The organism is Bacillus sp. z33 (genome assembly GCF_058313615.1).
In genome coordinates, this window is record NZ_JBZFQN010000002.1 from 816,933 (window position 1) to 839,498 (window position 22,566).

Here is a 22,566-nt window from a genome sequence, read left to right on the forward strand (position 1 = left end):
GGATGTTTTTTTAATTTAATGAGTTTCCTTTTTTAACAGAAAAAGAAGTACATATATAGTCGATGACTATAAATTAAAAGGATCAAGTAAAAGTAAGCCTCACAAATGGTCACAAAGTAGGAAGGAAAATTACTTGAAATACCCGAATTAAATGATTAGACCATATTAAGGAGGGATAAGGATGTTAAAAAGGCATGAAGTACTACTCAATCAATTGACTGATTTTAGACATGAATTGTTGGTAGAAGTAGAAACCATTAACGAAGAGGAAGCGGATATTATACCTGAGGGATTTAGGAATAATATACGGTGGAATCTAGGTCATATATATTTGGAACAATATCAATGGATCCAACAATTAACGAAAGAGCCCATTATGATACCCGAACATTTCAAAGAATGGTTTGGATATGGTACTAGTCCTGAAGATTGGGCAGAAGGAATCCCAATCCCATCTTTAGATTATGTAAAACGTCTGCTCGCTGTACAGCCTTTTATGATCCGAGATTTATATGGTGAAAGACTGGAAGAAGAATTTGCTGTTACGGAAGCAGGAATGTATACGGTAGAACAAGTCCTTGTACGAACTATTTTTCATGAAGGTATCCATCTTGGGAATATCATTACATTAAAAAAGCTTGTTACAATTCAAGAGGTATTAAGTTAAATTATTTAATCCTTAAGGAAGACAAGTAAAAGAAAGCTGAATGATACCCCATTTTAATTACATAAAAAGATATGAATAAAGTCATTCTTCTGTAATTCTTTGTTTTCCTCATTAAAATATCACCTCTACTTCTTTCCCTTTGCTGTTTTTTTGTCTATCAGAATAATACCTGTAATGTGAATAATTTGATAATGGAAAAATAGAAAAAAAGTTGAATGGAAATGAATCCACTCAACTTTTTTTTATTTTTATTCTCGTTATACATTTTATTGTTGTGCTTTGCTGTAAACAATTATAGCCCGAACGGTATGATGAGTTATTTTACGTGTTTAAACAGCCTATAAAAATTACGATAAAATGTCCTTTTATTTGATAGCCTCTTCTTTCAATTAAGATATCTGAAGGTTATTCAAACACTTGAAAGGCAAGACTTTTAAACTAGGTAAATAAGAGCGTAATGATTAATTTTATTCGAATATTTTACATGCAATTTCAATCTAATAGGGTTTTTCATTTAGAATGGCATACTTTTGTTACAAAAACATTACTTTAGATACAAGAGGTTTACATTAGCATTATAATCTGATGAATTCATATATTTATGTTTAATAGTTTTGATATAGTACAAGAGTACCAAAAATTAATACAAAAAGTTGCTAATGAAAAGGAGTTTATATGATTAAATTACAACCTAAACTATTTGGGAAAATTGCTATCAGTTTTATATTCATTTTTGCTTTAATCGCTAGTACGACAATACCGGGTCAAAAAGCTGAAGCAGCAAGTAGCAGTTTAGCTGGATTTAAGTATTCAAAAAAAGTTCCTTTACCAAAAGCTCAACAACAATATCTGTATAAAATGACTAAACAAAGAGGTTTGAATTATAGAGAAACTCTGGCAGTAATGCTGCATGAAAGCAATATGAAAGTAAAAGCAAAAGGCGGAAGTAATTATGGATATTTCCAAATTAATAAAGTTAACCATAAAAATTTAGCTAAAATTACAAAAACAAAGAACCTACCTTATGATCCATATGTAAATATTAATTGGGGTACATATATGCTATCCGATTTACAAAAGAAATATAAGAAAAAAGGTTATAAAGGTACGGCATTGAAAGAAGCTACCTTGAGTGCCTATAATAAAGGCGAAGGTGGTTTTAAGAAATACGGCAAAGCCAAAGCTTATATTAAAAAGCATAATCAATGTCTTTCTAAAGTAAATAAATGGTTTTAATTATTAACAGCGTTCGCCTAGCGAATGCTGTTTTTTTATGGGCCCGACATGGGTGTAATATCTAAGGTAAAAGTTCCAATCCCCGAAGATGAAAGTTTGGTTAGCTTGATTCCAGGGGGTCCGTAGTGACGCGGAAGCTGATGTTGCTACGGCAAACTTTCGGATTGAGTAACATAAACTTTATAGAAGACTAGGTATCATTGGATGAGTTACGAAACAATCCTACCTTGCAAGGGGGAAGAAGAATTAAATCGAGATTAATAGTACACAATAGAGGCGGTTGGTAAGTCTATTCATCTCTCACCAGACAGCCTCAATCAATGTATCTTATAAATTGGTTTTATTCAATTTAAAATTCATTATTGGATAATAAGCGTTTTTAACCAATACATTTGGACCTAAACATTTTACAGATGGGCAATGACAGTTTAATGAATCAGCCAGACTTGTTTCCATCCAAGCATTATAGGCTTCTTGTAATGGTTGTTCCTTAATATTTCCGAGTGGTGGGATATTGTCAAAATCTGTTACGATAACATCACCGCTGAATATGTTTACATTTAGACGAGATCGGCCATCAGGGTCGTTACGTACAGTGACGCTCTTACTTGAATACAATCTTTGTAACAGTTCTAGATCATCCTTATTTTGACTGCATGGGTAAAATGGCAGTGTTCCGAAGAGCATCCATATATCTTGATTACGGATATCAAGTAAATGGTGGATTGCTTGCCTCATTTCATCTAATGAAAGTGTTTCTAAAGCGGATGCAAATGAACTTGGATACATAGGGTGAATCTCGTGTCTTTGACATCCCATTTCTTCCGCTATTTGTTTGTGTATGCTTCCTAAATGGGGCAGTGTTCGTTTATTTAACATGGTTTCAGCAGAGACAAGTACACCGGCTTTTGTCAATGCTTGAGAATTCGTAATGATTCTATCAAATAGAGCTTGGCGTTGTGGTCGAGTTGGTTTTCTTTCCATCATGGCAAATCCGCCATCAATAAAATCATCGATGGTTCCCCAATTATGCGAAATATGCAATACGTCCAAATAGGGAATAATTAATTCATACCTTTCAAGAGGAAGAGTTAAATTAGAATTGATTTGAGTACGTACACCGCGTGAGTGTGCATATTTTAATAATGGTTCAACATAATATTCGACACTCTTTTTGGAGAGCATAGGTTCACCACCGGTTATGCTGATGGAACGTAAATGAGGGATTTCATCCAGACGTTGAATTAATAGTTCCAAAGGCAGAGCCTGCGGATCCTTCGGTTGAAGGGTGTAGCCGACGGCACAATGCTCGCAACGCATATTACAAAGGGTTGTAGTAGTGAACTCAATATTAGAAAGGGTTAGCTTTCCATATTGCTCTACATCCATATAGGTTTCCCATGGGTCATATTCCGGGCTTATTGGTGGGTGTGTTTTTGTGTTTTTCGTGATCATCCTATTTCTCCTCATAAAAATTCATATCCCATATTATGGTCATCACTTCCATAGTATGTCAACATTCTCATCGTTAAGAGTGATAACAGTTCATGCTGCCATAGTGTAAATGTCACAGAGAACGTCAGTTTGTGTAGTTGAAACAGTCAAAAAATCAGGTCTGATGATTATTACAGGTATATCTTTTTGTTTTCTACAAAAGAAAATTAGTAAAGACAATGAACATTTACTCTATATTTTATGCGTTCAAGGTATTTTATATGGTGAAAATAGGAATCTAAAGAAAGATAAAGAATAATTAATAATAATAATGTGTGAGTGGGTAAAATTAGGAAGCTGGAAATTGGCTTGCTTTCTATTTTGATGTTGGGTTTATGCTAATTTAGTATCTTTGGAGCTGAAGTGAGGAACAAGTCAGTGAATTACATGACCGTACGGTGGAGTACAAGGGAACACCACTTAAAGTTTATTTTGGCAACCCAGCTGAAAAGGGCAGAGTTGAAATAAGAAAAAGGTCCAATGGATTGTCAGATGAGATGATAACAGTCCTAAATGAAATGGAAAGAACAACAGGTTCGTCGTTGGCAGAGGTTGGCACAGTTGAATGAAGATTTGGGGATGAGCTTTGGTGGTAAACAGGGTTTATCTGTTTTTTTGAAACAGTAAGTTAAGCCGCCGATTCTAATTAAACCTAAGTTTTCGTAGATGTTAGTTTTAGATAATGAGCGATATACAAGGTAAGTTGATTATTTAGTTCAGTCGTACGGTTATCGTATAATCCATGATTCTCCAATGATACTTTCAGCTTGTATCTTAATAGCTCAATAGCCTCTTCGGTTTCTTCTTTTGACATTAAATGTAGCAACCGCATAAAATCCCTCCTTTTTAAAAAGCCATAAGTCTATTGTACCAATTTATGTGAAAAAAGGTATAGGTTGATAAAAATATTGTTCTTAACAACATATAAATAAGCATTTAAAATGTATAAAATGTTAAAATTGTTTATTATGTTAATAGAGATATGGAAGGAGATTTAATATATGCAACACGTTACATCCGTGAAGGAATTTAATGAACACATAAAGAGTGATACGTTAACAATAGAAATATTTACAACAACTTGGTGTCCAGATTGTAAGCGCCTAGATCTATTTATTGATGAAATAATCTCGGAAAATCAAGATAAACAATGGTTTAAAATTGATAAAGATGAATTTCCGGAATTGGCTGAAAAAGAAAATGTTATGGGGATTCCTTCTTTGTTGGTTTATAAAAAAGGAGAAAAAATAGCTCATTTACATAGTGCCAATGCTAAAACACCGGATCAAGTCAGGGAGTTTTTAAACACTCTTTAACCGACATTTCTATAACGAGGCTGGGACATAAGTATTTCAGTCGATGATAAATTCGAACTATTAGGTGATATTTTAATAAATATTTCGCCTAATAGTTTGGATTTTTATTTATTTTCAATAGATTGGTTACTACTGTATACCATTATTAAACTTAGTGGAATGGAACGGAAGCCACCGACTCCTGCGGGAACTAGAGGAATGGCTGAGAACTGAGCGAGGCGTAGCCGAGGAGGCTAAAGCCTTCCTCCCCGCGGAAAGCGAAAGGAGTAAGCGCGCAATGGAACAAACTTTTCTTCCATCTTAACTCTTTAATAAGTAACAAAGCCGATAAATTAGATATCGTTTATTTTTTCAGGATCGTTTATAAGTTATGTCCCATCCTCTTTAGTTAGGCTTTTTCAGTACTATAAAAATAACTTTGTGCTACCCATGTGTATAAAAAACATCTTATTTTCTATTTTGAAATAATTATTGTACAATATATAAGCATTGATTGATATTATGGGTGGAGTGAATAAAGTAAAGTGGCAGTAGACAAGAATAAAATTATTATTGATGCCAGTCTTCTGGCGGGCCGTATTATGCTTGAAAATGGAGCGGAAACCGGTCGGGTAGAGGAAACGATGGAAAGAATGATTAGTACTTCACTGGGAATAAAGCATGGTACAACACCATTTACATATGTAACGGTTAATGGAATTTTTGTGAATATTGGATTAGATAATACAAACTTTGTAAGAGTTGATAACCGGGATCATAATCTTAAAAAAGTAACGATGGTCAATCAAATTTCCAGGATGTATTCTGAGGGACGTTTGACAACCGAAGAAGTACTTTCGGAACTAAAAGCTATTGATCAAGATCCACTTGATTACCCTTTATGGATTAAGCTTATTTGCACAGCTGTACTGAGCGGAAGCGTTATGTTGATTATGAACGGGGAATTTATTGATTTACCTGCAAGTATGATTGGTGGTCTTTTATGCTATATTACGTATTTATTTTGCTTTAAATTAATGAAAACACCATTCATAGTAGAATATCTTGCAGCATTATTAGGAGGTATCGTTGCCTATTATATTAATAGTATAGTGGGGAGCCATTTAAATTCAGTAATGATTGGTACCGTTGCGCCGTTAGTACCCGGGATTGCTATGACTAATGCCATTCGTGATATGATGGCAAAACACTATCTTTCCGGTACGATCCGTTTAGTGGAGGCAGTATTCATTGCCGGGGCGATTGGCACGGGAGTTGCTACTGTCTATTATTTATTTATCAATTAGGAGTAGGGTAAATTGAATCAAATCCTTTTTCATATGGTTTTTAGTTTTTTATCATCGATATCCTTCGCTGTCATTTGCAATGTCCCACGTAAATCTATTCCTGTTGGTGGGCTTGTAGGAATGTGCGGTTGGATGGGATATTGGGTTTTAAGTACGGAAGGTTATGGGATTTTTCTATCCAGTGTGGTTTGCTCATTGTTACTGGCCTTTGCAGGGCAGATTTCAGCACGAATCTTTAAAATGCCGTTAACAGTCTTTTATGTTCCTGGCTTGGTACCCATTGTTCCGGGTATTACAGCTTTCCAGTCGTTTCGCCTGTTAATTTTACAGGACTATGATGGTGCATTAATCGGATTTTTGAATGTTGGCTATAGTGCTGTCGGCATTGCGATTGGACTTGTCATATCTGATATTCTGTTTAAGAGCAGTTTGTATGTTATAAAAAGTATAAAAGTAGTATCTAAATAACTACAGTGTGGCAGCGCGATTATGATCGCGCTGTTTTTTATAGGGTAACTTATTTATTTTATTGAAATAAGATGTCATGCGATTTAAATAGAGATGGATTCAGTGGAAATGACTTGAAGCGGTTATGATTCAATCTTTTGCAGAAGTGAAGATGTTGTTGGTAATAGAGTTTATTAGATGAAACGGCATCGGACCGTGGCGAAGATTGGAAATGGTCTATGCCTGGATATGGAAGTGGAGTGAAAATTCTCTGATTTAAGCAATTTTACAAATATACGAACCAACCGTGTTAAAGGATGGTTCGTTATTTTTAGCAATAATCTGTTTTATTCTATTTGTATTGGTTTATAATATGATATAAATGGTACTTATTTCAAAGAATTAGAGATTGTTGATCATCTATATAATCATCAAGATAAGGCTTAATGATATCGAGTAGGCATTTAATAAACAAGGGGTCGTCATTTGCTGCTTCTATGTAATGATATTTTTCACCGCCATTTTCCATAAAAATGGTACGGTTCTCAACTTGAAGTTCTTCCAATGTTTCTAGACAATCAGCTATGAAACTTGGAGCTAGGATCTGTATATTTCTGTAACCACTTTCTGCAAGATGGCGCAATGTATCACTGGTTGATGGTTCTAACCAAGGTTCCTTGCCAAATTTGGACTGATAGCTCGTGATAAAGTTATAATTTGGTAGTGCGGTTTTTAATGCATGAGTTGTTTTTAAACACTGATACGGATAATCGTCACCTTCTGATACATACCTTTTAGGTATTCCGTGGTAGGAAAGAACGACTGCATCAGGATGTCCATGCTCATTTGTGCATTGCTCAATTCGTCTTTTTAATAATTGGATCCATAATGGATGATCTGGAAAGTCACGTACGAAAATAACTTCCGGGATATCTCTCCAAGTGGATAATATATGGTTCAAATGATCCCAAATAGAAGCTGTAGTAGTGGATGAGTATTGCGGAAATAAAGGTAATACTATTAATCGTCGCATACCCCAATTATGCAGCTTTTCTAATTCATCGTCTAAAGATGGTTGCCCATAATTCATAGCGAGTGACACTCTAATATTAGAATGAGAAAAATATTTTTCCAATTCTTTTTTTTGTTTAATTGAAATCGTTAATAAAGGTGAACCCTCTTCTGTCCATATGGATTGATAGAGTGTTGCAGTTTTTGGTGGACGAGTTCTAAGGATGATTCCATGCAGGACGGGCATCCATTTCCATTTAGGTATATCAATTACCCTTTTGTCGCTCAAGAATTCTTTTAAATAGGAGCGTACAGAAGTCGTTGTTGGTTGATCTGGTGTACCTAAGTTAACTAAAAGAATCGCCGTCTTTTCCATAACTATTCTCCTGTCCTAATATGTTATTGTCATAATTATTTTAATATATATATACTTTATTGTACAAAAACTTTATGTACAATCAGGAACAGTTTAATTATTTTATAATTGGTTTGCAGTCTTTTGAATAAAGGGGTGTGTACATTGCTTGTTTTTAATCAAAAAATCCTCGTAAAAACCATCCGTATGATGGAACGTAAAATGATACAGGCCTCCTCTTTGAAACCTAGGATCAAACCTGAAGTTGAAAGGGAGGAGCGGTTAATTGAAACGAGTTTTGGCAATACTCGCGTCCTTACGTATCGGCCAAAAAATCAGGGGTGGGAGCCATTACCAGTCTTTGTGAATATGCACGGCGGTGGTTTTGTTATGGGAAGTGCTGAATTGGATGATGCTTGGTGTCCTGTGCTTGCAGAGCGAGCTAGATGTATCGTCGTAAATATCGATTATCGTCTGGCACCAGAACACAAATTTCCGACTGCTTTATATGAATGCTATGATATTGTGAAATGGCTTTATGAAAATCCTAATGTGCTTCAGATAGATAATAAGCGAATTGCAGTTGGTGGTCATAGTGCAGGTGGTAATTTGGCTGCTGCTCTATGTTTGTTGAATAAAGAGCGGGAGCAAATTCCTCTGGTAAAACAAATTCTGGATTATCCCCCGCTTGACCTTGCCACTGACCCAGATTTGAAATTAAAGCACCAAAAGGCTATACCACCAAGACTGGCTAAGTTATTTAATGAATCCTATTTAAAATCAATGAAGGACGCCGAGAATCCATTAGTCTCTCCTATCTATGCGGAGGATATGGAAGATTTGCCACCCGCCTTGATTATTACGGCTGAATTCGATTCACTTGCAGATGAAGCAGATTATTATGCAAGTCAGCTAGAAGAAGCAGGGGTTCCGGTTGTAAAAAAGAAATTTTTAGAAGCAGCTCATGCCTTTACACATTCAGGTGATTTGGAACAAGCTGAAGAGGCGTGGCAATTAATAAGTGATGAATTGAAGAAGGTTTTTTATTCTTGATTTTAGATCGAATTTTTTGAATTCAACCATCAAAGGTCCAGAAATTGAAATCGTACAGTACGTGTCAGTCCAATTCGCTTAGAATTGGACTGTTTCTTATTGGGTAGATTAATGCACATAATCTAGCAGGTTAGCAGAATAGGGGAAGTGATTAAAAGAGATAGGACCCACTATTCAAATGACTGATTATACTATTTATTATTGTACTAATTAGTATGTCAAAGACCTGGTTATACCGACTATCCATTGTCACTTATAAAAAGTAAATATATTAAAATAATAATTTCTTTAGAAATAAAAGATTAGTAATGTTCATATACTAATAGTGAGTCAGAAAACTTAATCAGAAATCAGGGTGATTGTCGATGAATGAATACAAGGCGATAATTGATTGGTTATGATTGGTGATTAAAAATCTCTTATGTAATCTTTTACTGAACTTCTGTTAACACTATTTTGGTTCCTTCCTGAATATGGTTATTTATCAACAGTCAAACAGCTATATTTATTGTTTTTTCCGGATTCGAAATAATGATAGATGGGAGGGCGATTGTAGCATGTCCAACTTTATAGATGATTTTTATATTGCAGTTGGCGGAAATATTGTTGCTCAAATTGAATTTGTTGCCAAGGAAAAAGAGGAAACTGCACAAGATGTCATTATCATTAACCATACATTAGTTGCAGATTGCTGTCGGGGCAAAGGATATGGAAAGGCGTTAGTAAACCGGGTTGTTGGGCATGCGAGAAAAGAAAATAAATATATAAGGCCTATATGCCCCTTTGCTAAAAAGATTCTTGAAAATGGGGAGGAATACCAGGATGTTTTAAAATAGTTTCATACACTTTCGAGAATCTTTTTTTCGCCTTATTTGAAATAGTAAGGTCTTTTTTTGTTTACTGGAAAATTGATGAACTGGCCATTCTAACGGATAAAACGAGTTAGTTTTGATATAGAATAATAAAAACAAAAGTATCTATGTCACCAATCATCATTTCCTAGAATATATTCCATTTGCCATAGCGTTAATAAATGGACTTAATAATAGTATTGGATGAAATTTTCCCAGATAAAGCTATTTTACCTTTTTCCATCATTTTATTGTTAGCAACTATCTTCATGTAGAAATCCTCCTAAGAAAAAAGAAACAATCGATAGTCAATTTAAGAAAAAGAATTTTAAAAGTATGGTGAGCAGAAAATGGTTATACAAATAGTGGGGGGTGAATAGATAATGAAAATAATTGGACTTTCTGGTTCCATAATTGGTGAAAAAACACCGAAATCTGTGGAAGAGGTTTTGGCTGCCATTAAGAATATCGATAAACAATTAAATATAGAATTAATAGATTTAAGAAAATATAATGTAGAGTTCGTAAGAGGGATTCCTTTAACATCCTATAATCAAGATACGCAAACTGTAGTGAATAAACTGAAATATGCGGATATTATTATCATTGGTACACCTATATATCAGGCTTCGATACCAGGTGTATTAAAAAATCTATTTGATCATTTAGCTCCTGATTGTTTTAAAGGAAAAGTGGTTGGAGTCGTGACAAATGGAGGCTCAGATAAACACTTTTTGGTAACAGAATATCAATTAAAGCCCATCTTATCCTACTTCAAAGCGATTATCCCATTTAATAATGTATTTCTACATACGAGTTGCTTTGGCCCCGGCAATAAAATTGTAAATAAAGAGGAGAGCAATAGAATTCTAGCTTTAGCACAGGAAGTCATTGATTTGAAAAAAATTCATTGATAATTATGCTTATTGATTGTTTTCGCTTTAGTATCTTTTTACTAATTGCAGGTTCCTCATAACCAGGAAATCAGAAATGAAATCATCATCTCAATATTAAGTATTTAAAAAAATACCGAGCTGTAGTTTGGTAGTAAAAGTTGAAGACTTAAAAATTCAAAAATGAGGTTTTTAGGTATAAATAAGGAATAAAAAATAAGAGATTGATAAAGTAACTAACTGTCCAATCTCTTATTAGGTCAGGTTTGATTGAAATTAATTTTAATTATCATAAGGATATGAATAAGTCGATAGGTTTTTTATTGAGGGTTTTTCTTGATTGATATCCAATGTCCGAAGTTTCATAATTAAATTTACGCGGCGTCTATAAAAATCTTTGTGTGATATGGTCTTATTATCATAGTACATTTGGTAATTTTTTCTTAACTCATTCAATAAGTCATTATATTTTTCCTGAGCACACACTATAGCACCTTCTTCACTCGTGATGTTATATTCCTATAATAGCAAAAAGATTCAGTAAATTCATTCCTTAAATTTTTCCATATTCAAAATAGTTTGTTAATTTAAAAAGAGCGACTATAAACGGAATTTGATAAGAGTTATCATTGAACTTGGGGATATAAGCATAATATATAGATAATAGCGGTATGGACATTAAGAATAGTTGCCTAATAATTATGAAGAGGGGCGGCATGAAGTCACGCGCTGCCCTTTAATCTTCTGTTTGATTGTGGCATTCCCGTATTTATTTATAGGACAGACAGAGTTAAGGATCAATTGAATAGGGAGGGAGTATATGCTGGATGGTGTTTCCCGGCATATACTCCTTAAATTGACTGTGTTTCAATTCCTGTAAGAGTCGACTTAACTTTTTCCAGACAAGTCATTTTTAATGTTTAAAGACGACAGCGGACCTATTTAGCCTGGAATGATTGTTGCAAAGGAATATGAGAGGGGTGTAGGGTAGGGTTTTACAAAGAGAGGAAAGGTATAGCTAAAGAATTTCAAGAGGCGGCTGCTTATATGGTTAGATAGACAATCTATAAATCAAAAGAATTTGTCTCAATACAAATAGCAGCCAATCAGCTATTCATATCGGTCTATAATTTGGTGCCGTGTATAATATGTCCCGTAGCGAAACAAAATTTTCATTTGTAATTGTTGCTCATTAAAACTAAAATGATAAATCGTATTTGTTGGATAAAAATCTTTTTTATAATCAATTGACAAAGAGTTTGCAACATTTTCGATATAAGGCTCAATTTCCATCCGTTTAATTAGGACCTTGTTGCTCGCTAAGTTTTGTTTCTTAAATGAATCAATCTTGTCTAGCAGTTTATTTTTTATTTGTATGTAATCTTCCATATCTATAAGTATCCATCTCCCTTTGATGATTTTCCCATAAAAAAAGTCAGAAAAGGACAAGTGTATCATTCCTTTTCTGACTTATGTATGGTACCATGCCCACTCATTGCTATCAGGTTAAAATTAATTTTAAATTTGAATAATATTTTATCATATATAGTATGTATTGTCAATCAAAAAATTAATTTAGCAAGATAAAAATAATATAGCTCTTATCTTTTTCGAAATTCCAAAAGGTGAATTCTTCATATATTTTACAGTTTAAATATTTCTCGAATGTGCTTTTATGCTCTTTTATTAGGCTTTTCTCCAAGTCTCGCTTAGCAATCATCAACTGCTCTTTAAAGCCAAACTTAATGAGTTCCTTTTCAATTGGTACCAATATACCTTCTCGAACAAGCATCAGCTGCCGCTTATTCAACATTGTTGAATAGGTATCTTCTGGTACCTTTTGAGCGAGCTTGCTTACTTTGGCTAATTCCTGCTCGACTATCTCTCTATTTCCATAGTCACTGAAACTGGTTGCTGTTCTTGACAGGGTAATAATAAACATGCCTGTCGAAGAAGGCAAATTCCAATCATAAAAGAATTCATCTACTTCAGTTCCTAATGTTGCTTCGATGTAAGAGGTAATGTCTTTGATTATGGTTTCCATTAGAAGATCTCGGTTCTTCTGAACGTAAACTGCACCATCCTGATTGGCTAATAAGGATTTCTCCATTGGGGAAAGGAAATTGGCAAGATGCACGGCCAGATAAGGCGAGGAAATCGTACAAATGACGTGGCTGGGACCTCGTCCGAAGGTTTCTCTTAGTACACGTCCTATATAACTGCTAATATCTTTCTCGGTAATTGTTTTCTCCAAATCATACACCTCGGAATTTACGACTTTCTTATCATTTATCCTTAAGTTGTCCTTTTAAAACATCAGATATAGACTAAACTCATGTGTAAATATGCTTATGTAACTAAGAACACCTTTATTACAAAGATTTAGTATACTTGAGATAGAGATGGAAGCAATAGGGATGGATTATGGGTATAAAGGAATTTTTTGTTTATCACTTTATTACTTAAACAAAAATGAACTACGGACTGATTATTTTGAACCAAATTATACATTATAACATTTCTAGAGGTCATACATAGACGAGGATTTTATACGGAATTAGTATAGTAACTATAAGAGAATATCTGGATCTATTTATCAGAGAAGGGAGTCTTAAATGGTCAGGCTACTAGAGTTCACATATTTCTTCATCGCCTTTATGCTGTTAAAAGCTATGCAGACATATTTGACTTATACAATAGATTCCACAGATACGAAAACTCCTAGTTATTGGGAATTTTTTAACAAAGCTGCCGAGGAAATATCTAATCTTCTCGGCAGCTTCTGTTTATATAGCTTCTTGATCTGAAAATTGGCTGTTATAAAGGTCCGCGTAGAAACCATTTTGTTTCAGTAACTCGTCATGGGTACCTTGTTCAATAACGGTACCTTTATTCATAACCAAAATTAAATCTGCATCTTTAATAGTGGAAAGGCGATGTGCAATTACGAAGCTCGTACGGTTTTCCATTAAACGATTCATCGCTTTCTGAATATAGATTTCGGTACGTGTATCGACACTGCTTGTTGCTTCATCCAATATTAAAATAGATGGGTTTGCTAAAATGGCACGGGCAATCGTTAGTAATTGCTTTTGACCTTGTGAAATATTGGAAGCCTCTTCGTTTAACTCAGTTTCATATCCTTCAGGTAATGTTCGGATAAAATGATCGGCATGAGCTGCTATGGCTGCTTCAATTATTTCTTCACGGGAGGCATTTTCTCGTCCATAGCCAATATTATCGGCTATCGTACCATTAAAGAGCCATGTATCCTGAAGAACCATACCGAATAAACTGTGCAAATCTCCTCGTTTCATTTCTTTAATATCGATGCCATCAATTAAGATGCTCCCGCCATTCAATTCATAAAAACGCATCAATAGGTTTATTAATGTCGTTTTCCCAGCACCGGTTGGCCCAACAATGGCTACTTTTTGACCTGGTTTGACATCAAGATTCATGTCTTTGATCAATAGCTGATCCTGCTTATACCCAAATGCAACATGATCGAAAACGACATGACCTTCTGGGGAGGAAATCACTTTTGGATTCTCAATTTCTGCTACTTCTTCTTCTTCATCGAGCAATTCAAAAACACGTTCTGCCGAAGCAATGGTGGATTGAATGATGTTTGCTATATTCGCTGTTTGTGTAATCGGTTGTGTAAATTGGCGTGCATATTGTATAAATGCTTGTATATCACCAACTGTTATTCTGCCATTTGCAACGAAAATACCGCCAACTACGCATATGAGCACATAGCCAATATTGCCGACAAACTGCATAAGTGGCATGATAACACCTGATATGAACTGTGCTTTCCAGGAAGATTCGTACAGCGTTTCATTAATTGCTTCAAATTCCTCTTTAGCCTTTTCCTCTTGACCAAAGGCTTTTACCACTTCATGACCAGTATAAATTTCTTCTACATGCCCGCTTAAATGTCCAAGTGATTTTTGTTGCCCTGCAAAATAGGTTTGAGATTTTTTGGCTACAAATACAGCGATGAATCCACTTAAAGGTAATGTTAATAAGAGAATACCCGTCATAATTGGACTGATTGAAAGCATCATAATGATGACACCAATAATTGTCACTACACTTGTAATAATCTGTGTTAAGCTTTGCTGTAAGGTAGTACTTATATTGTCAATATCATTTACAATTCGACTTAATGTTTCTCCTGTTGTTGTACCATCAAAATACTTTAAAGGGAGCCTGGATACCTTTGTTTCCGCTTCTTCCCTTAATGTAAATACTGTATTCTGAGCAACGCTTGCCATAATGAATTGCTGAATAAAGGCAAAGAGTGAGCTGAATAAATATAGGCCTCCAAGTATAAAAAGAATTCGTACAATATATTCAAAGTCTATCCCGGCACCTGGAATACCTGACATCTTTGCCATAATACCTTCGAATATTTTGGTAGTTGCTTTTCCTAGTACTTTTGGACCGAAAATAGTGAAAACTGTACTGAGTATAGCGGCCAGTAAGACAGTTAAAAGTCGATATTTATAAGGTGCTACATAACGAATTAAACGTTTTAACGTTCCCTTAAAGTCTTTTGCTTTTTGGATTGGTGCTCCAGGGCCGCCAGGAGGACCAAATCCTGGATTCGATTGTCTTCTTGTCATTTTGCTCATGCAATCTCCTCCTCAGAAAGCTGTGACTTAACTATTTCTTGATAGGTTTCACACGTTTTTAATAAATCTTCATGTGTTCCAATTCCCATAACTTGCCCTTCATCTAAAACAATAATGCGATCGGCATCCATAACCGTTGATACGCGCTGGGCAACCAATAAAACTGTCCCTTCTGCAGTTTCGCTTTTCAGCGCTTTACGCAGCTTAGCGTCCGTTTTGAAATCAAGTGCAGAAAAACTGTCATCAAACATATAGATTTCTGGTTTTCGAACCAAAGCTCTTGCAATCGATAGGCGTTGTTTTTGTCCTCCTGAAATATTGGTACCGCCCTGGGCGATAGGAGAGTCAAATCCTTCCTTCATATTGGATACAAAATCATAGGCCTGGGCGATTTTTGCAGCATGGATAATTTCTTCATCATTGGCATTTTCATTCCCATAAAGAATGTTTTCTTTTACAGTACCGGTGAATAAAACGGCTTTTTGAGGCACAAGTCCAATTCGGTTACGAAGCTCATCTAATTTGTACTCTTTAACATTGACTCCATTCAGGGATATACTTCCTTCAGTCGGCTCATAAAAACGCGGAATTAGTTTTAGTAATGAGGATTTACCGGAACCTGTTCCACCAATAATAGCTGTGACTTCTCCTGGACCTGCGCTGAATGAAAGATCTTTAAGAGCAGGTTCTTCTGCACCGGGATAGCTGAATGTAACATCTTTAAATTCAAGGTAACCTGTTTTGTTTAGGTTTACTGTATCTTTAGTTGGTCGATCCTTAATTGTTGGCTTTATAGACAAAACTTCATTAATACGTGCGGCAGAAGCGGAAGCACGAGGAATCATGACAAACATCATAGAAAGCATAACCATTGAAAACATAATCTGCATGGCATATTGCATAAAAGCCATTAAGTCTCCAACTTGCATATCTCCATGATCGATACGGATTGCACCGAACCAAACAATCGCAATAGTCGTATAGTTCATAATCAGCATCATAAACGGCATAAGAGTAGCCATTAATTTATTAACCTTTATAGTAGTATCTCTTAATGAGGAATTAGCCTTTTTAAATCGGTTCTTTTCAAAATTTATGCGATTAAATGAACGAATAACTCGGACACCTGTTAGATTCTCACGAAGAACACGATTTACTCCATCCAATCGGATCTGAACCTGCTTAAAAAGAGGAACCCCTTTCCAGATGACAAATAGAATAACTCCGACAAGAATGGGAATCGCAAGAATGATAACCCAGGATAGTTCGGGATCCTTCGAAAAGGCCATTATAATGCCACCGATAGCCATTAAGGGGGCCATAATCATCATTCTCAGAATCATATTCAGTACTACCTGAACCTGTGTTATATCATTGGTTGTTCTTGTAATTAACGAAGCAGTACCGACTTGTCCAAATTCATGTAATGAAAAATTCTCTACATGGGAGAATACTTTGGAACGGAGATTTTTGCCGAAAGACATGGATACTTTTGCACTGAAGTAACTTGCTGTCACAGAGCAAAGAGTACCTATAGCGGCAACCAAAAGCATAAATCCGCCAATTTTCCATATGTATGGTATGTTCTGATTAATAACACCTTTATCGATGATGTCAGACATCAATGTTGGTAAAAATAATTCTGATAATGCCTGTATAAATACTAATGCGAATATAAAAATAATCAGTATTTTATACGGTGCTAAATAGCGAAGTAATTTCCTCAAAGATTTTACATCTCCTTAATTCTGATTTTCATGAAAGTAAGTTTCTGGCTATCAACCAATCCTATGTATCCCTCGAGCTGAGTAAAAGTTTGATATAGAGGAACAAGTGTTGAACTCGCTATAGATTCGCCTGCCTTTTTTTATCGCGATGACCATGCACATCGATTCTGCGGGTGATCTTTGTTTGATGTCTTACCCTTACCTCTAAAACGAAAGTGTGCCTACTAGTTAAGAAACCCAATAAAAGCAAATAAATTATATTTATATAATATATGCAAGTCAATATACCTATTCAGATTCAAAATGTGTAAAATATGACAACGATAGAAGGGTACTGCCTATATTAGCTTGACTAGGAAGAAAATCGGAACAATAATGGAAATTTATGTATCTGTAAATGTATAATGAATCAGAAGCGATTTTGGACTTATTATAAATTTGAAATTTCCACCTAAGAATAATTTGTCTTTATAGAGATTCTTCGGTAACGTTAAATATGAAAGTCAAGCTTAGGAGGAAGCAAGCTTATGAAAGAAAGAAAACAGAAGGGGAGTTATAAACGTTTTTTTCGGTTATTGCATGCTACTAACCCTTCGTATGGAAGACTGGGTTTTGCGCTAGGTCTTAGTATAGTGACTACCCTGATAGGATTGTTAATTCCTTTGTTAACAAAGGAATTAGTAGATGGTTTCAGCATGTCCTCACTATCCAAAAATCAAATATTTATCATTGTATTCGTTTTTATCACTCAGGCAGCATTAAGTGCTTACGCTACTTATGCCCTTGGTTATAATGGCCAGAAAATCATTGCAGGTCTTCGTGATTTATTATGGAAAAAGCTGATTAAGCTCCCTGTATCTTATTCAGATAGGTATGGTTCAGGGGAAATGATCAGCAGATTGACGAATGACACAATGGTTGTGAAGGAATTAATCACCACTCATTTAGTAGGGGCAATTACTGGAATGATTTCAGTCATTGGATCCATAACCATATTGTTTATCATGAACTGGAAATTAACCCTGTTAATTTTTATTGTATTCCCTATTGCGGCTATGATCTTGATTCCAATTGGCCGAATTATGCTCAATATATCGAGGGAGACACAAGCGGAGACTGGGAAATTTACCGGCATATTAAATCAGGTATTACCTGAAATTCGTCTGGTAAAGGCTTCTAATGCAGAAGAAATTGAATACAATAGAGGATTGGCAGGTGTGAATAGGCTATTCCAATTGGGGTTAAAAGAAGCAAAAACTCAATCTCTTGTTTCTCCGGTTATTACATTGGTTCTAATGGCTGCTCTAGTCGGGATTATTGGATATGGAGGAATGCAGGTGGCGAGCGGGATAATAACCGCTGGTTCACTTGTGGCTTTTATTCTGTATATTTTTCAAATAATTATGCCAATGGGGCAAATTACTACTTTTTTTACTCAGCTGCAGCGTTCGATGGGAGCAACCATGAGGATAATTGAAATTTTAAGTGAAAAAGAAGAAGAATTATTTAGTGGAAAAGAATTAGTAAAAGCAAATGATGACATTATTTTGAAAGATTTATCATTTGGATATTCGGGAGATTCTTTAATCCTTCATCATTTAAATGCAACAATCGAAGCGGGAAAGGTAACAGCAATTGTTGGGCCAAGCGGCGGAGGCAAAACCACTTTATTCAAATTATTGGAACGCTTCTATGAACCAAGCGAGGGGATCATCCTGATTGGTGGAATACCAATCAATCAATACACTTTGCAATCTTGGAGAAACCATATCGGGTATGTCTCTCAGGAGAGTCCGCTATTGGCCGGTACTATACGGGATAATATATGCTACGGATTGGAACGGGAAGTGACCGATCTTGAACTGGAAAATGCAGCGAAAATGGCTCATGCACTTGAATTTATACACCAATTGCCAGAAGGATTTCAAACAGAAGTAGGTGAGCGCGGGTTAAAGCTGTCAGGAGGACAGCGTCAACGAATTGCGATTGCAAGAGCGTTATTGAGGAATCCGAGTATTTTAATGCTGGATGAAGCTACATCAAGTTTAGACAGCGAGTCCGAACAAACTGTGCAGGCTGCCTTAAATAAACTAATGGTGGGAAGGACGACAATCGTTATTGCCCATCGTTTATCAACCGTTGTCGATGCTGATCAATTGCTATTTATAGAAAAAGGTGCAATTACAGGTAGGGGTACACATGAAGAATTAATGCAAACTCACAAGCTCTATCAAAAATTTGCGACACAGCAATTAAAAATAAATGAGGATTTAAAAGAGAAGGCGTAATAAGAGTGTGGTTATATTGATTTTGTTTAAATCTTAATGAATACAATATAATAGTAACAGAAGAGCAAAAAAACGCTTAGAGGATGGTTCTCTAAGCGTTTTATTTTGTTTATGTAAAGAAGTGGGGGTGATTTAGAAGTACTTTACAATAATCAGAACGCCCAATTCCCATTACGGAATATTGGTTCACGGGTTCCGTCCGGCAATTCTCCGTCAATATCCATTTCAGCAGAACCAATCATGAAGTCTTCATGTACTTGGCTGATATTAACACCATATTCATGCAATTGTTCAGCATTCATTGCCTCTCCACCTTCAAGGCAAAATGGATATCCAGCGCCAATAGCGAGGTGGTTTGATGCATTTTCATCATATAACGTATTATAGAATAAGATATTTGATTCAGATATTGGTGAATGATGAGGGACCAGTGCGATTTCACCCAGGTATCTGGCGCCTTCGTCAACATTAATAAGATGATTTAAAAATTCCCCACCTTTTTTCGCCTCCGCATGCACGATTTTTCCATTTTCAAATGTCAAGGTGAATTCATCAATAACATTGCCGCCATAAGCTAATGGCTTTGTGCTCGATACAGTGCCATTCACACCCGTTTTTAAAGGAATCGTAAATACTTCTTCTGTAGGCATGTTCGCAATGAATTCCTTGCCGGTAGAGTCTTTCGCTCCTGCCGCACACCATTTATGTTTTGTGGAAAGTTCAATTTTTAAATCTGTACCAGGTGCTTGATAGTGTATGTATTTATATTTTTTGTTATTTAAATAATCAGCTTTACTTATTAATGTTTCAAGGTGCTCTTCCCATGCTTGAAGGACATTTGCTTGATCAACACGGACAGAAGAGAAGATGGCATCCCATAATAAGTCTATACTGTTTTCTTGTCCTGGAAATATTTTGTCTGCCCATCCTGTACCTGCAGCAGCGACAACTGTCCAGCTGATTTTATTGGATTGCATAGCCTCACGTAAATTATTCAGAGCCTTACCGGCTACCTTTTGAAAATTGGCGATCCGTTTTGAATCGATTCCATGCAGTAAATCCGGATTTTGGGAAACGATTGTTATAAAGGTTGCACCTTTCTCAACCATTTCATCTCTGCAGGCAGATATCCAGGATGGGAATTCCGTAAATGCTTCTTCAGGTGCCAGCAAATATTTAGTACGGTTTACTTCTTCGTCACTCCATTCCACATAAACATGCTTTGCCCCTGCTTCATAGGCTTTTCTGACAAGTTTACGTGTAAACGGTGCAGTTTCAATAGTTGATATGATGAACACAATTTGATCTTTTTGCACATTGGCCGCTTTCTTAACAGTCAATTCAGCATAACGATCTAATTTTTCTTCAAAGGTATTCATGAATAGACCCTCCCCATAAATGATAAATACTATAAAAGTATATCATGTGAATATCAGAAAATACTAAATATTAAAAAGGGTATAAATATAGAGCTGGATTTACAAGCAATCCAGCTCTATATGTTCTCTACATTAATGTCCTCCCAGGAAGACTAATTGAATAAGGAATAGTATTCCAAAGATGTAAACGAGTGGTGGAACTTCTTTCGCTTTGCCACCAACTAATTTCAAGATTGGATAGATAATAAATCCAAATGCAATTCCAGTAGAGATACTTGAAGTTAAAGGCATCGCAAGAATAATAGCAAATGCAGTAAATGCTTCATCAAATTCAGCCCATCTAATCTTTGATATACCTTCCATCATAAAGCACCCAACAATGATTAAAACCGGGGCTGTAATAGAAGCTAAGTTTGAGATAGCTGCAATAAACGGTGAGAAGAACAACGCTAAACTGAACAATATTGCGACAACAACTGCTGTTAAACCTGTACGGCCACCAGCGGCAACACCTGTGCTTGATTCTACATAAGCAGTTGAAGGACTTGTACCAAAAGCAGCACCAACAGTAGTGGCGATGGAATCACCAAGAAAAGCTTGCTTTGCTCTAGGGAACTTACCGTCTTTTAATAATCCGGCCTGTTCTGATACAGCCACCATAGTACCTGTTGTATCAAAAATAGTTACAAGTAGGAAAGAAAATACAACGGCGTATAATCCATTAGTGAATACACCACTGAGATCTAAATCAAAAAATGCTATTCCCTCTGGAAGTGAAGGGAGTAATTGCTTGGCTGTAAGGTCCAGCATACCGGTAAAATAGCCAATAATCGCTGTAATAATCATTCCAATAAATAAAGCACCTGGAACTTTTCTAACCATAAGAATAAGAGTGATGAACAGTCCTGCAATAGTTAATAGTGGAATAGGGGCTGTTAAATCTCCCAAACCAACTAGATTGCTTTCGTTAGCTACAAAGATTTGTGCTTGCTTAAATCCAAGAAAAGCAATGAATAGACCAATACCTGAAGTAATTCCATACTTAATAGAAAGAGGGATTGAGTTAATAATCTTTTCCCGTAAATTACTAAAACTTAATAACATGAATAAGAGTCCAGCGACAAAAACTGCGCCTAGTACTACTTGATAGCTAAGCCCCTGTGTAGTGACAACAGTTGTAAAATAAGCATTAATTCCCATGCCTGGTGCGACAGCGATTGGATATTTGGCATATAAACCCATTATTAACGTACCAACGACTGCCGAGATAATAGTTGCAATAAATACTTGATTAAAGGGGATTCCTGAAGCGGAAAGGATAGCCGGGTTAACAATTACAATGTAAACCATCGTAAAGAAAGTAGTTATACCAGCTAAAACTTCAGTTTTAACAGTAGAGCCACTTTGGTTTATTGAAAAAAATTTGTCTAACAAAATAATACCTCCATCTATTCGTCTGAAAAAGACGAACGTTTTTAACAACATTTATTATAATATTCGTTTTCCGAGTATTTTTCAACCATAAAATAATATTTATATTAATTATTTGCCATTAACCTCCATAATATGAGGATTATTAGATTGAAGTTGTTTGGATAGATGGGGAAATGAAGGGGATTAGTTTTTAGCATTCGTCCAATAGAGCATCGATTTATAAAAAAACTATCCGGACTTTAAGAGAACAATCAATTCTTCATCGAAAGATAACAAAACTTGAAGTATCTTTAGAATTGGAAATAAATAGATTTACTTTTCCTGATTTCAGGAGTACGATTATCACAGTTTCATATTTCTAAATCGCTTAAGCTATCAAAGCGCGGGGGACCCATCGTATGGGGTGAATCCATTTATGGTAGGGCTACTCAGAAGGCCCGAATCCGACAGCTAACCTCGTCAGCGTTTTATTTGAGAAGGAAGGTG

At 35.6% G+C, this 22,566-nt stretch carries 18 protein-coding genes and 1 riboswitch; of the genes, 10 read left to right on the forward strand and 8 right to left on the reverse strand.

The features are described 5' to 3' along the window. Positions 1–181 precede the first annotated feature (181 nt). Both AC4G3L_RS11015 and AC4G3L_RS11020 read left to right on the forward strand, forming a co-directional pair. Positions 182–667 carry a DinB family protein gene (locus tag AC4G3L_RS11015; RefSeq protein WP_491076998.1) on the forward strand — a complete coding sequence of 162 codons (486 nt, stop codon included), beginning with the start codon at positions 182–184 and terminating at the stop codon, positions 665–667. A 675-nt stretch (positions 668–1,342) separates the two neighbouring features. Continuing rightward, positions 1,343–1,903 (forward strand): transglycosylase SLT domain-containing protein, encoded by a 561-nt coding sequence (locus tag AC4G3L_RS11020; RefSeq protein WP_491076999.1) that lies wholly within the window; start codon positions 1,343–1,345, stop codon positions 1,901–1,903. A 327-nt stretch (positions 1,904–2,230) separates the two neighbouring features. On the opposite strand, the gene yfkAB is transcribed toward AC4G3L_RS11020, so the two are convergent. Continuing rightward, positions 2,231–3,358, reverse strand: coding sequence for a radical SAM/CxCxxxxC motif protein YfkAB (gene yfkAB, locus AC4G3L_RS11025; protein ID WP_491077000.1), 1,128 nt, complete (start codon positions 3,356–3,358; stop codon positions 2,231–2,233). A 437-nt stretch (positions 3,359–3,795) separates the two neighbouring features. On the opposite strand from yfkAB, the gene AC4G3L_RS11030 reads away from it, so the two are divergent. Beyond that, complete coding sequence (locus AC4G3L_RS11030) at positions 3,796–3,966, forward strand: hypothetical protein (RefSeq protein ID WP_491077001.1); 171 nt, start codon at positions 3,796–3,798, stop codon at positions 3,964–3,966. Between the two features lie 83 nt (positions 3,967–4,049). On the opposite strand, the gene AC4G3L_RS11035 is transcribed toward AC4G3L_RS11030, so the two are convergent. After that, the gene (locus AC4G3L_RS11035) at positions 4,050–4,229 is read right to left on the reverse strand and encodes a hypothetical protein (protein WP_491077002.1); all 180 of its coding nucleotides are present in this window, start codon (positions 4,227–4,229) and stop codon (positions 4,050–4,052) included. Positions 4,230–4,398: 169 nt separating this feature from the next. Between AC4G3L_RS11035 and AC4G3L_RS11040 the strand changes: the two genes are divergently transcribed. The 3 genes from AC4G3L_RS11040 to AC4G3L_RS11050 all read left to right on the forward strand — a co-directional run bounded on the left by AC4G3L_RS11040 (position 4,399) and on the right by AC4G3L_RS11050 (position 6,467). Continuing rightward, the gene (locus AC4G3L_RS11040; protein ID WP_491077003.1) at positions 4,399–4,713 is read left to right on the forward strand and encodes a thioredoxin family protein; all 315 of its coding nucleotides are present in this window, start codon (positions 4,399–4,401) and stop codon (positions 4,711–4,713) included. Positions 4,714–5,237: 524 nt separating this feature from the next. Then, entirely contained in the window at positions 5,238–5,999 is a 762-nt protein-coding gene (locus AC4G3L_RS11045) for a threonine/serine exporter family protein (protein ID WP_491077004.1), read from the forward strand. 12 nt (positions 6,000–6,011) lie between these two features. Continuing rightward, complete coding sequence (locus AC4G3L_RS11050) at positions 6,012–6,467, forward strand: threonine/serine exporter family protein (protein WP_491077005.1); 456 nt, start codon at positions 6,012–6,014, stop codon at positions 6,465–6,467. 373 nt (positions 6,468–6,840) lie between these two features. Here the strand turns inward: AC4G3L_RS11050 and hemH are convergent, their stop codons facing one another. After that, positions 6,841–7,833, reverse strand: a complete 993-nt coding sequence (gene hemH, locus AC4G3L_RS11055) for a ferrochelatase (RefSeq protein WP_491077006.1) — start codon at positions 7,831–7,833, stop codon at positions 6,841–6,843. 144 nt (positions 7,834–7,977) lie between these two features. Between hemH and AC4G3L_RS11060 the strand changes: the two genes are divergently transcribed. The 3 genes from AC4G3L_RS11060 to AC4G3L_RS11070 all read left to right on the forward strand — a co-directional run bounded on the left by AC4G3L_RS11060 (position 7,978) and on the right by AC4G3L_RS11070 (position 10,630). Continuing rightward, positions 7,978–8,865: an alpha/beta hydrolase gene (locus AC4G3L_RS11060; protein WP_491077007.1), complete on the forward strand. Its 888-nt coding sequence runs from the start codon at positions 7,978–7,980 to the stop codon at positions 8,863–8,865. Between the two features lie 473 nt (positions 8,866–9,338). Then, positions 9,339–9,701: a GNAT family N-acetyltransferase gene (locus AC4G3L_RS11065; RefSeq protein ID WP_491077008.1), complete on the forward strand. Its 363-nt coding sequence runs from the start codon at positions 9,339–9,341 to the stop codon at positions 9,699–9,701. A gap of 398 nt (positions 9,702–10,099) precedes the next feature. Beyond that, positions 10,100–10,630, forward strand: a complete 531-nt coding sequence (locus AC4G3L_RS11070; protein ID WP_491077009.1) for an NADPH-dependent FMN reductase — start codon at positions 10,100–10,102, stop codon at positions 10,628–10,630. 1,549 nt (positions 10,631–12,179) lie between these two features. Here the strand turns inward: AC4G3L_RS11070 and AC4G3L_RS11075 are convergent. The 3 genes from AC4G3L_RS11075 to AC4G3L_RS11085 form a co-directional block, all read right to left on the reverse strand. After that, positions 12,180–12,863, reverse strand: coding sequence for a Na-translocating system protein MpsC family protein (locus tag AC4G3L_RS11075; RefSeq protein WP_491077010.1), 684 nt, complete (start codon positions 12,861–12,863; stop codon positions 12,180–12,182). 532 nt (positions 12,864–13,395) lie between these two features. Next, entirely contained in the window at positions 13,396–15,252 is a 1,857-nt protein-coding gene (locus AC4G3L_RS11080; RefSeq protein WP_491077011.1) for an ABC transporter ATP-binding protein, read from the reverse strand. Next, positions 15,249–16,979, reverse strand: a complete 1,731-nt coding sequence (locus AC4G3L_RS11085) for an ABC transporter ATP-binding protein (RefSeq protein WP_491077012.1) — start codon at positions 16,977–16,979, stop codon at positions 15,249–15,251. Before AC4G3L_RS11085 ends, AC4G3L_RS11080 begins: the two co-directional genes overlap by 4 nt. 527 nt (positions 16,980–17,506) lie before the next feature. Between AC4G3L_RS11085 and AC4G3L_RS11090 the strand changes: the two genes are divergently transcribed. Then, positions 17,507–19,267 (forward strand): ABC transporter ATP-binding protein, encoded by a 1,761-nt coding sequence (locus AC4G3L_RS11090; RefSeq protein ID WP_491077013.1) that lies wholly within the window; start codon positions 17,507–17,509, stop codon positions 19,265–19,267. A gap of 152 nt (positions 19,268–19,419) precedes the next feature. On the opposite strand, the gene AC4G3L_RS11095 is transcribed toward AC4G3L_RS11090, so the two are convergent. Then, positions 19,420–20,646, reverse strand: coding sequence for an aminopeptidase (locus tag AC4G3L_RS11095; RefSeq protein ID WP_491077014.1), 1,227 nt, complete (start codon positions 20,644–20,646; stop codon positions 19,420–19,422). Positions 20,647–20,778: 132 nt separating this feature from the next. Then, positions 20,779–22,080, reverse strand: a complete 1,302-nt coding sequence (locus AC4G3L_RS11100; RefSeq protein ID WP_491077015.1) for an NCS2 family permease — start codon at positions 22,078–22,080, stop codon at positions 20,779–20,781. A gap of 354 nt (positions 22,081–22,434) precedes the next feature. Further along, positions 22,435–22,561: riboswitch (cyclic di-AMP (ydaO/yuaA leader) on the forward strand. Positions 22,562–22,566: the final 5 nt, after the last annotated feature.

Bases quoted from the DNA above. Each gene is read 5' to 3' on its own strand.
- AC4G3L_RS11015 (WP_491076998.1), top strand. From the start codon at position 182: ATGTTAAAAAGGCATGAAGTACTACTCAATCAATTGACTGATTTTAGA.
- AC4G3L_RS11070 (WP_491077009.1), top strand. From the start codon at position 10,100: ATGAAAATAATTGGACTTTCTGGTTCCATAATTGGTGAAAAAACACCG.
- AC4G3L_RS11020 (WP_491076999.1), top strand. From the start codon at position 1,343: ATGATTAAATTACAACCTAAACTATTTGGGAAAATTGCTATCAGTTTT.
- AC4G3L_RS11065 (WP_491077008.1), top strand. From the start codon at position 9,339: ATGGTTATTTATCAACAGTCAAACAGCTATATTTATTGTTTTTTCCGG.
- AC4G3L_RS11095 (WP_491077014.1), bottom strand. From the start codon at position 20,646: ATGAATACCTTTGAAGAAAAATTAGATCGTTATGCTGAATTGACTGTT.
- AC4G3L_RS11035 (WP_491077002.1), bottom strand. From the start codon at position 4,229: ATGCGGTTGCTACATTTAATGTCAAAAGAAGAAACCGAAGAGGCTATT.
- yfkAB (WP_491077000.1), bottom strand. From the start codon at position 3,358: ATGATCACGAAAAACACAAAAACACACCCACCAATAAGCCCGGAATAT.
- hemH (WP_491077006.1), bottom strand. From the start codon at position 7,833: ATGGAAAAGACGGCGATTCTTTTAGTTAACTTAGGTACACCAGATCAA.
- AC4G3L_RS11090 (WP_491077013.1), top strand. From the start codon at position 17,507: ATGAAAGAAAGAAAACAGAAGGGGAGTTATAAACGTTTTTTTCGGTTA.
- AC4G3L_RS11040 (WP_491077003.1), top strand. From the start codon at position 4,399: ATGCAACACGTTACATCCGTGAAGGAATTTAATGAACACATAAAGAGT.
- AC4G3L_RS11080 (WP_491077011.1), bottom strand. From the start codon at position 15,252: ATGAGCAAAATGACAAGAAGACAATCGAATCCAGGATTTGGTCCTCCT.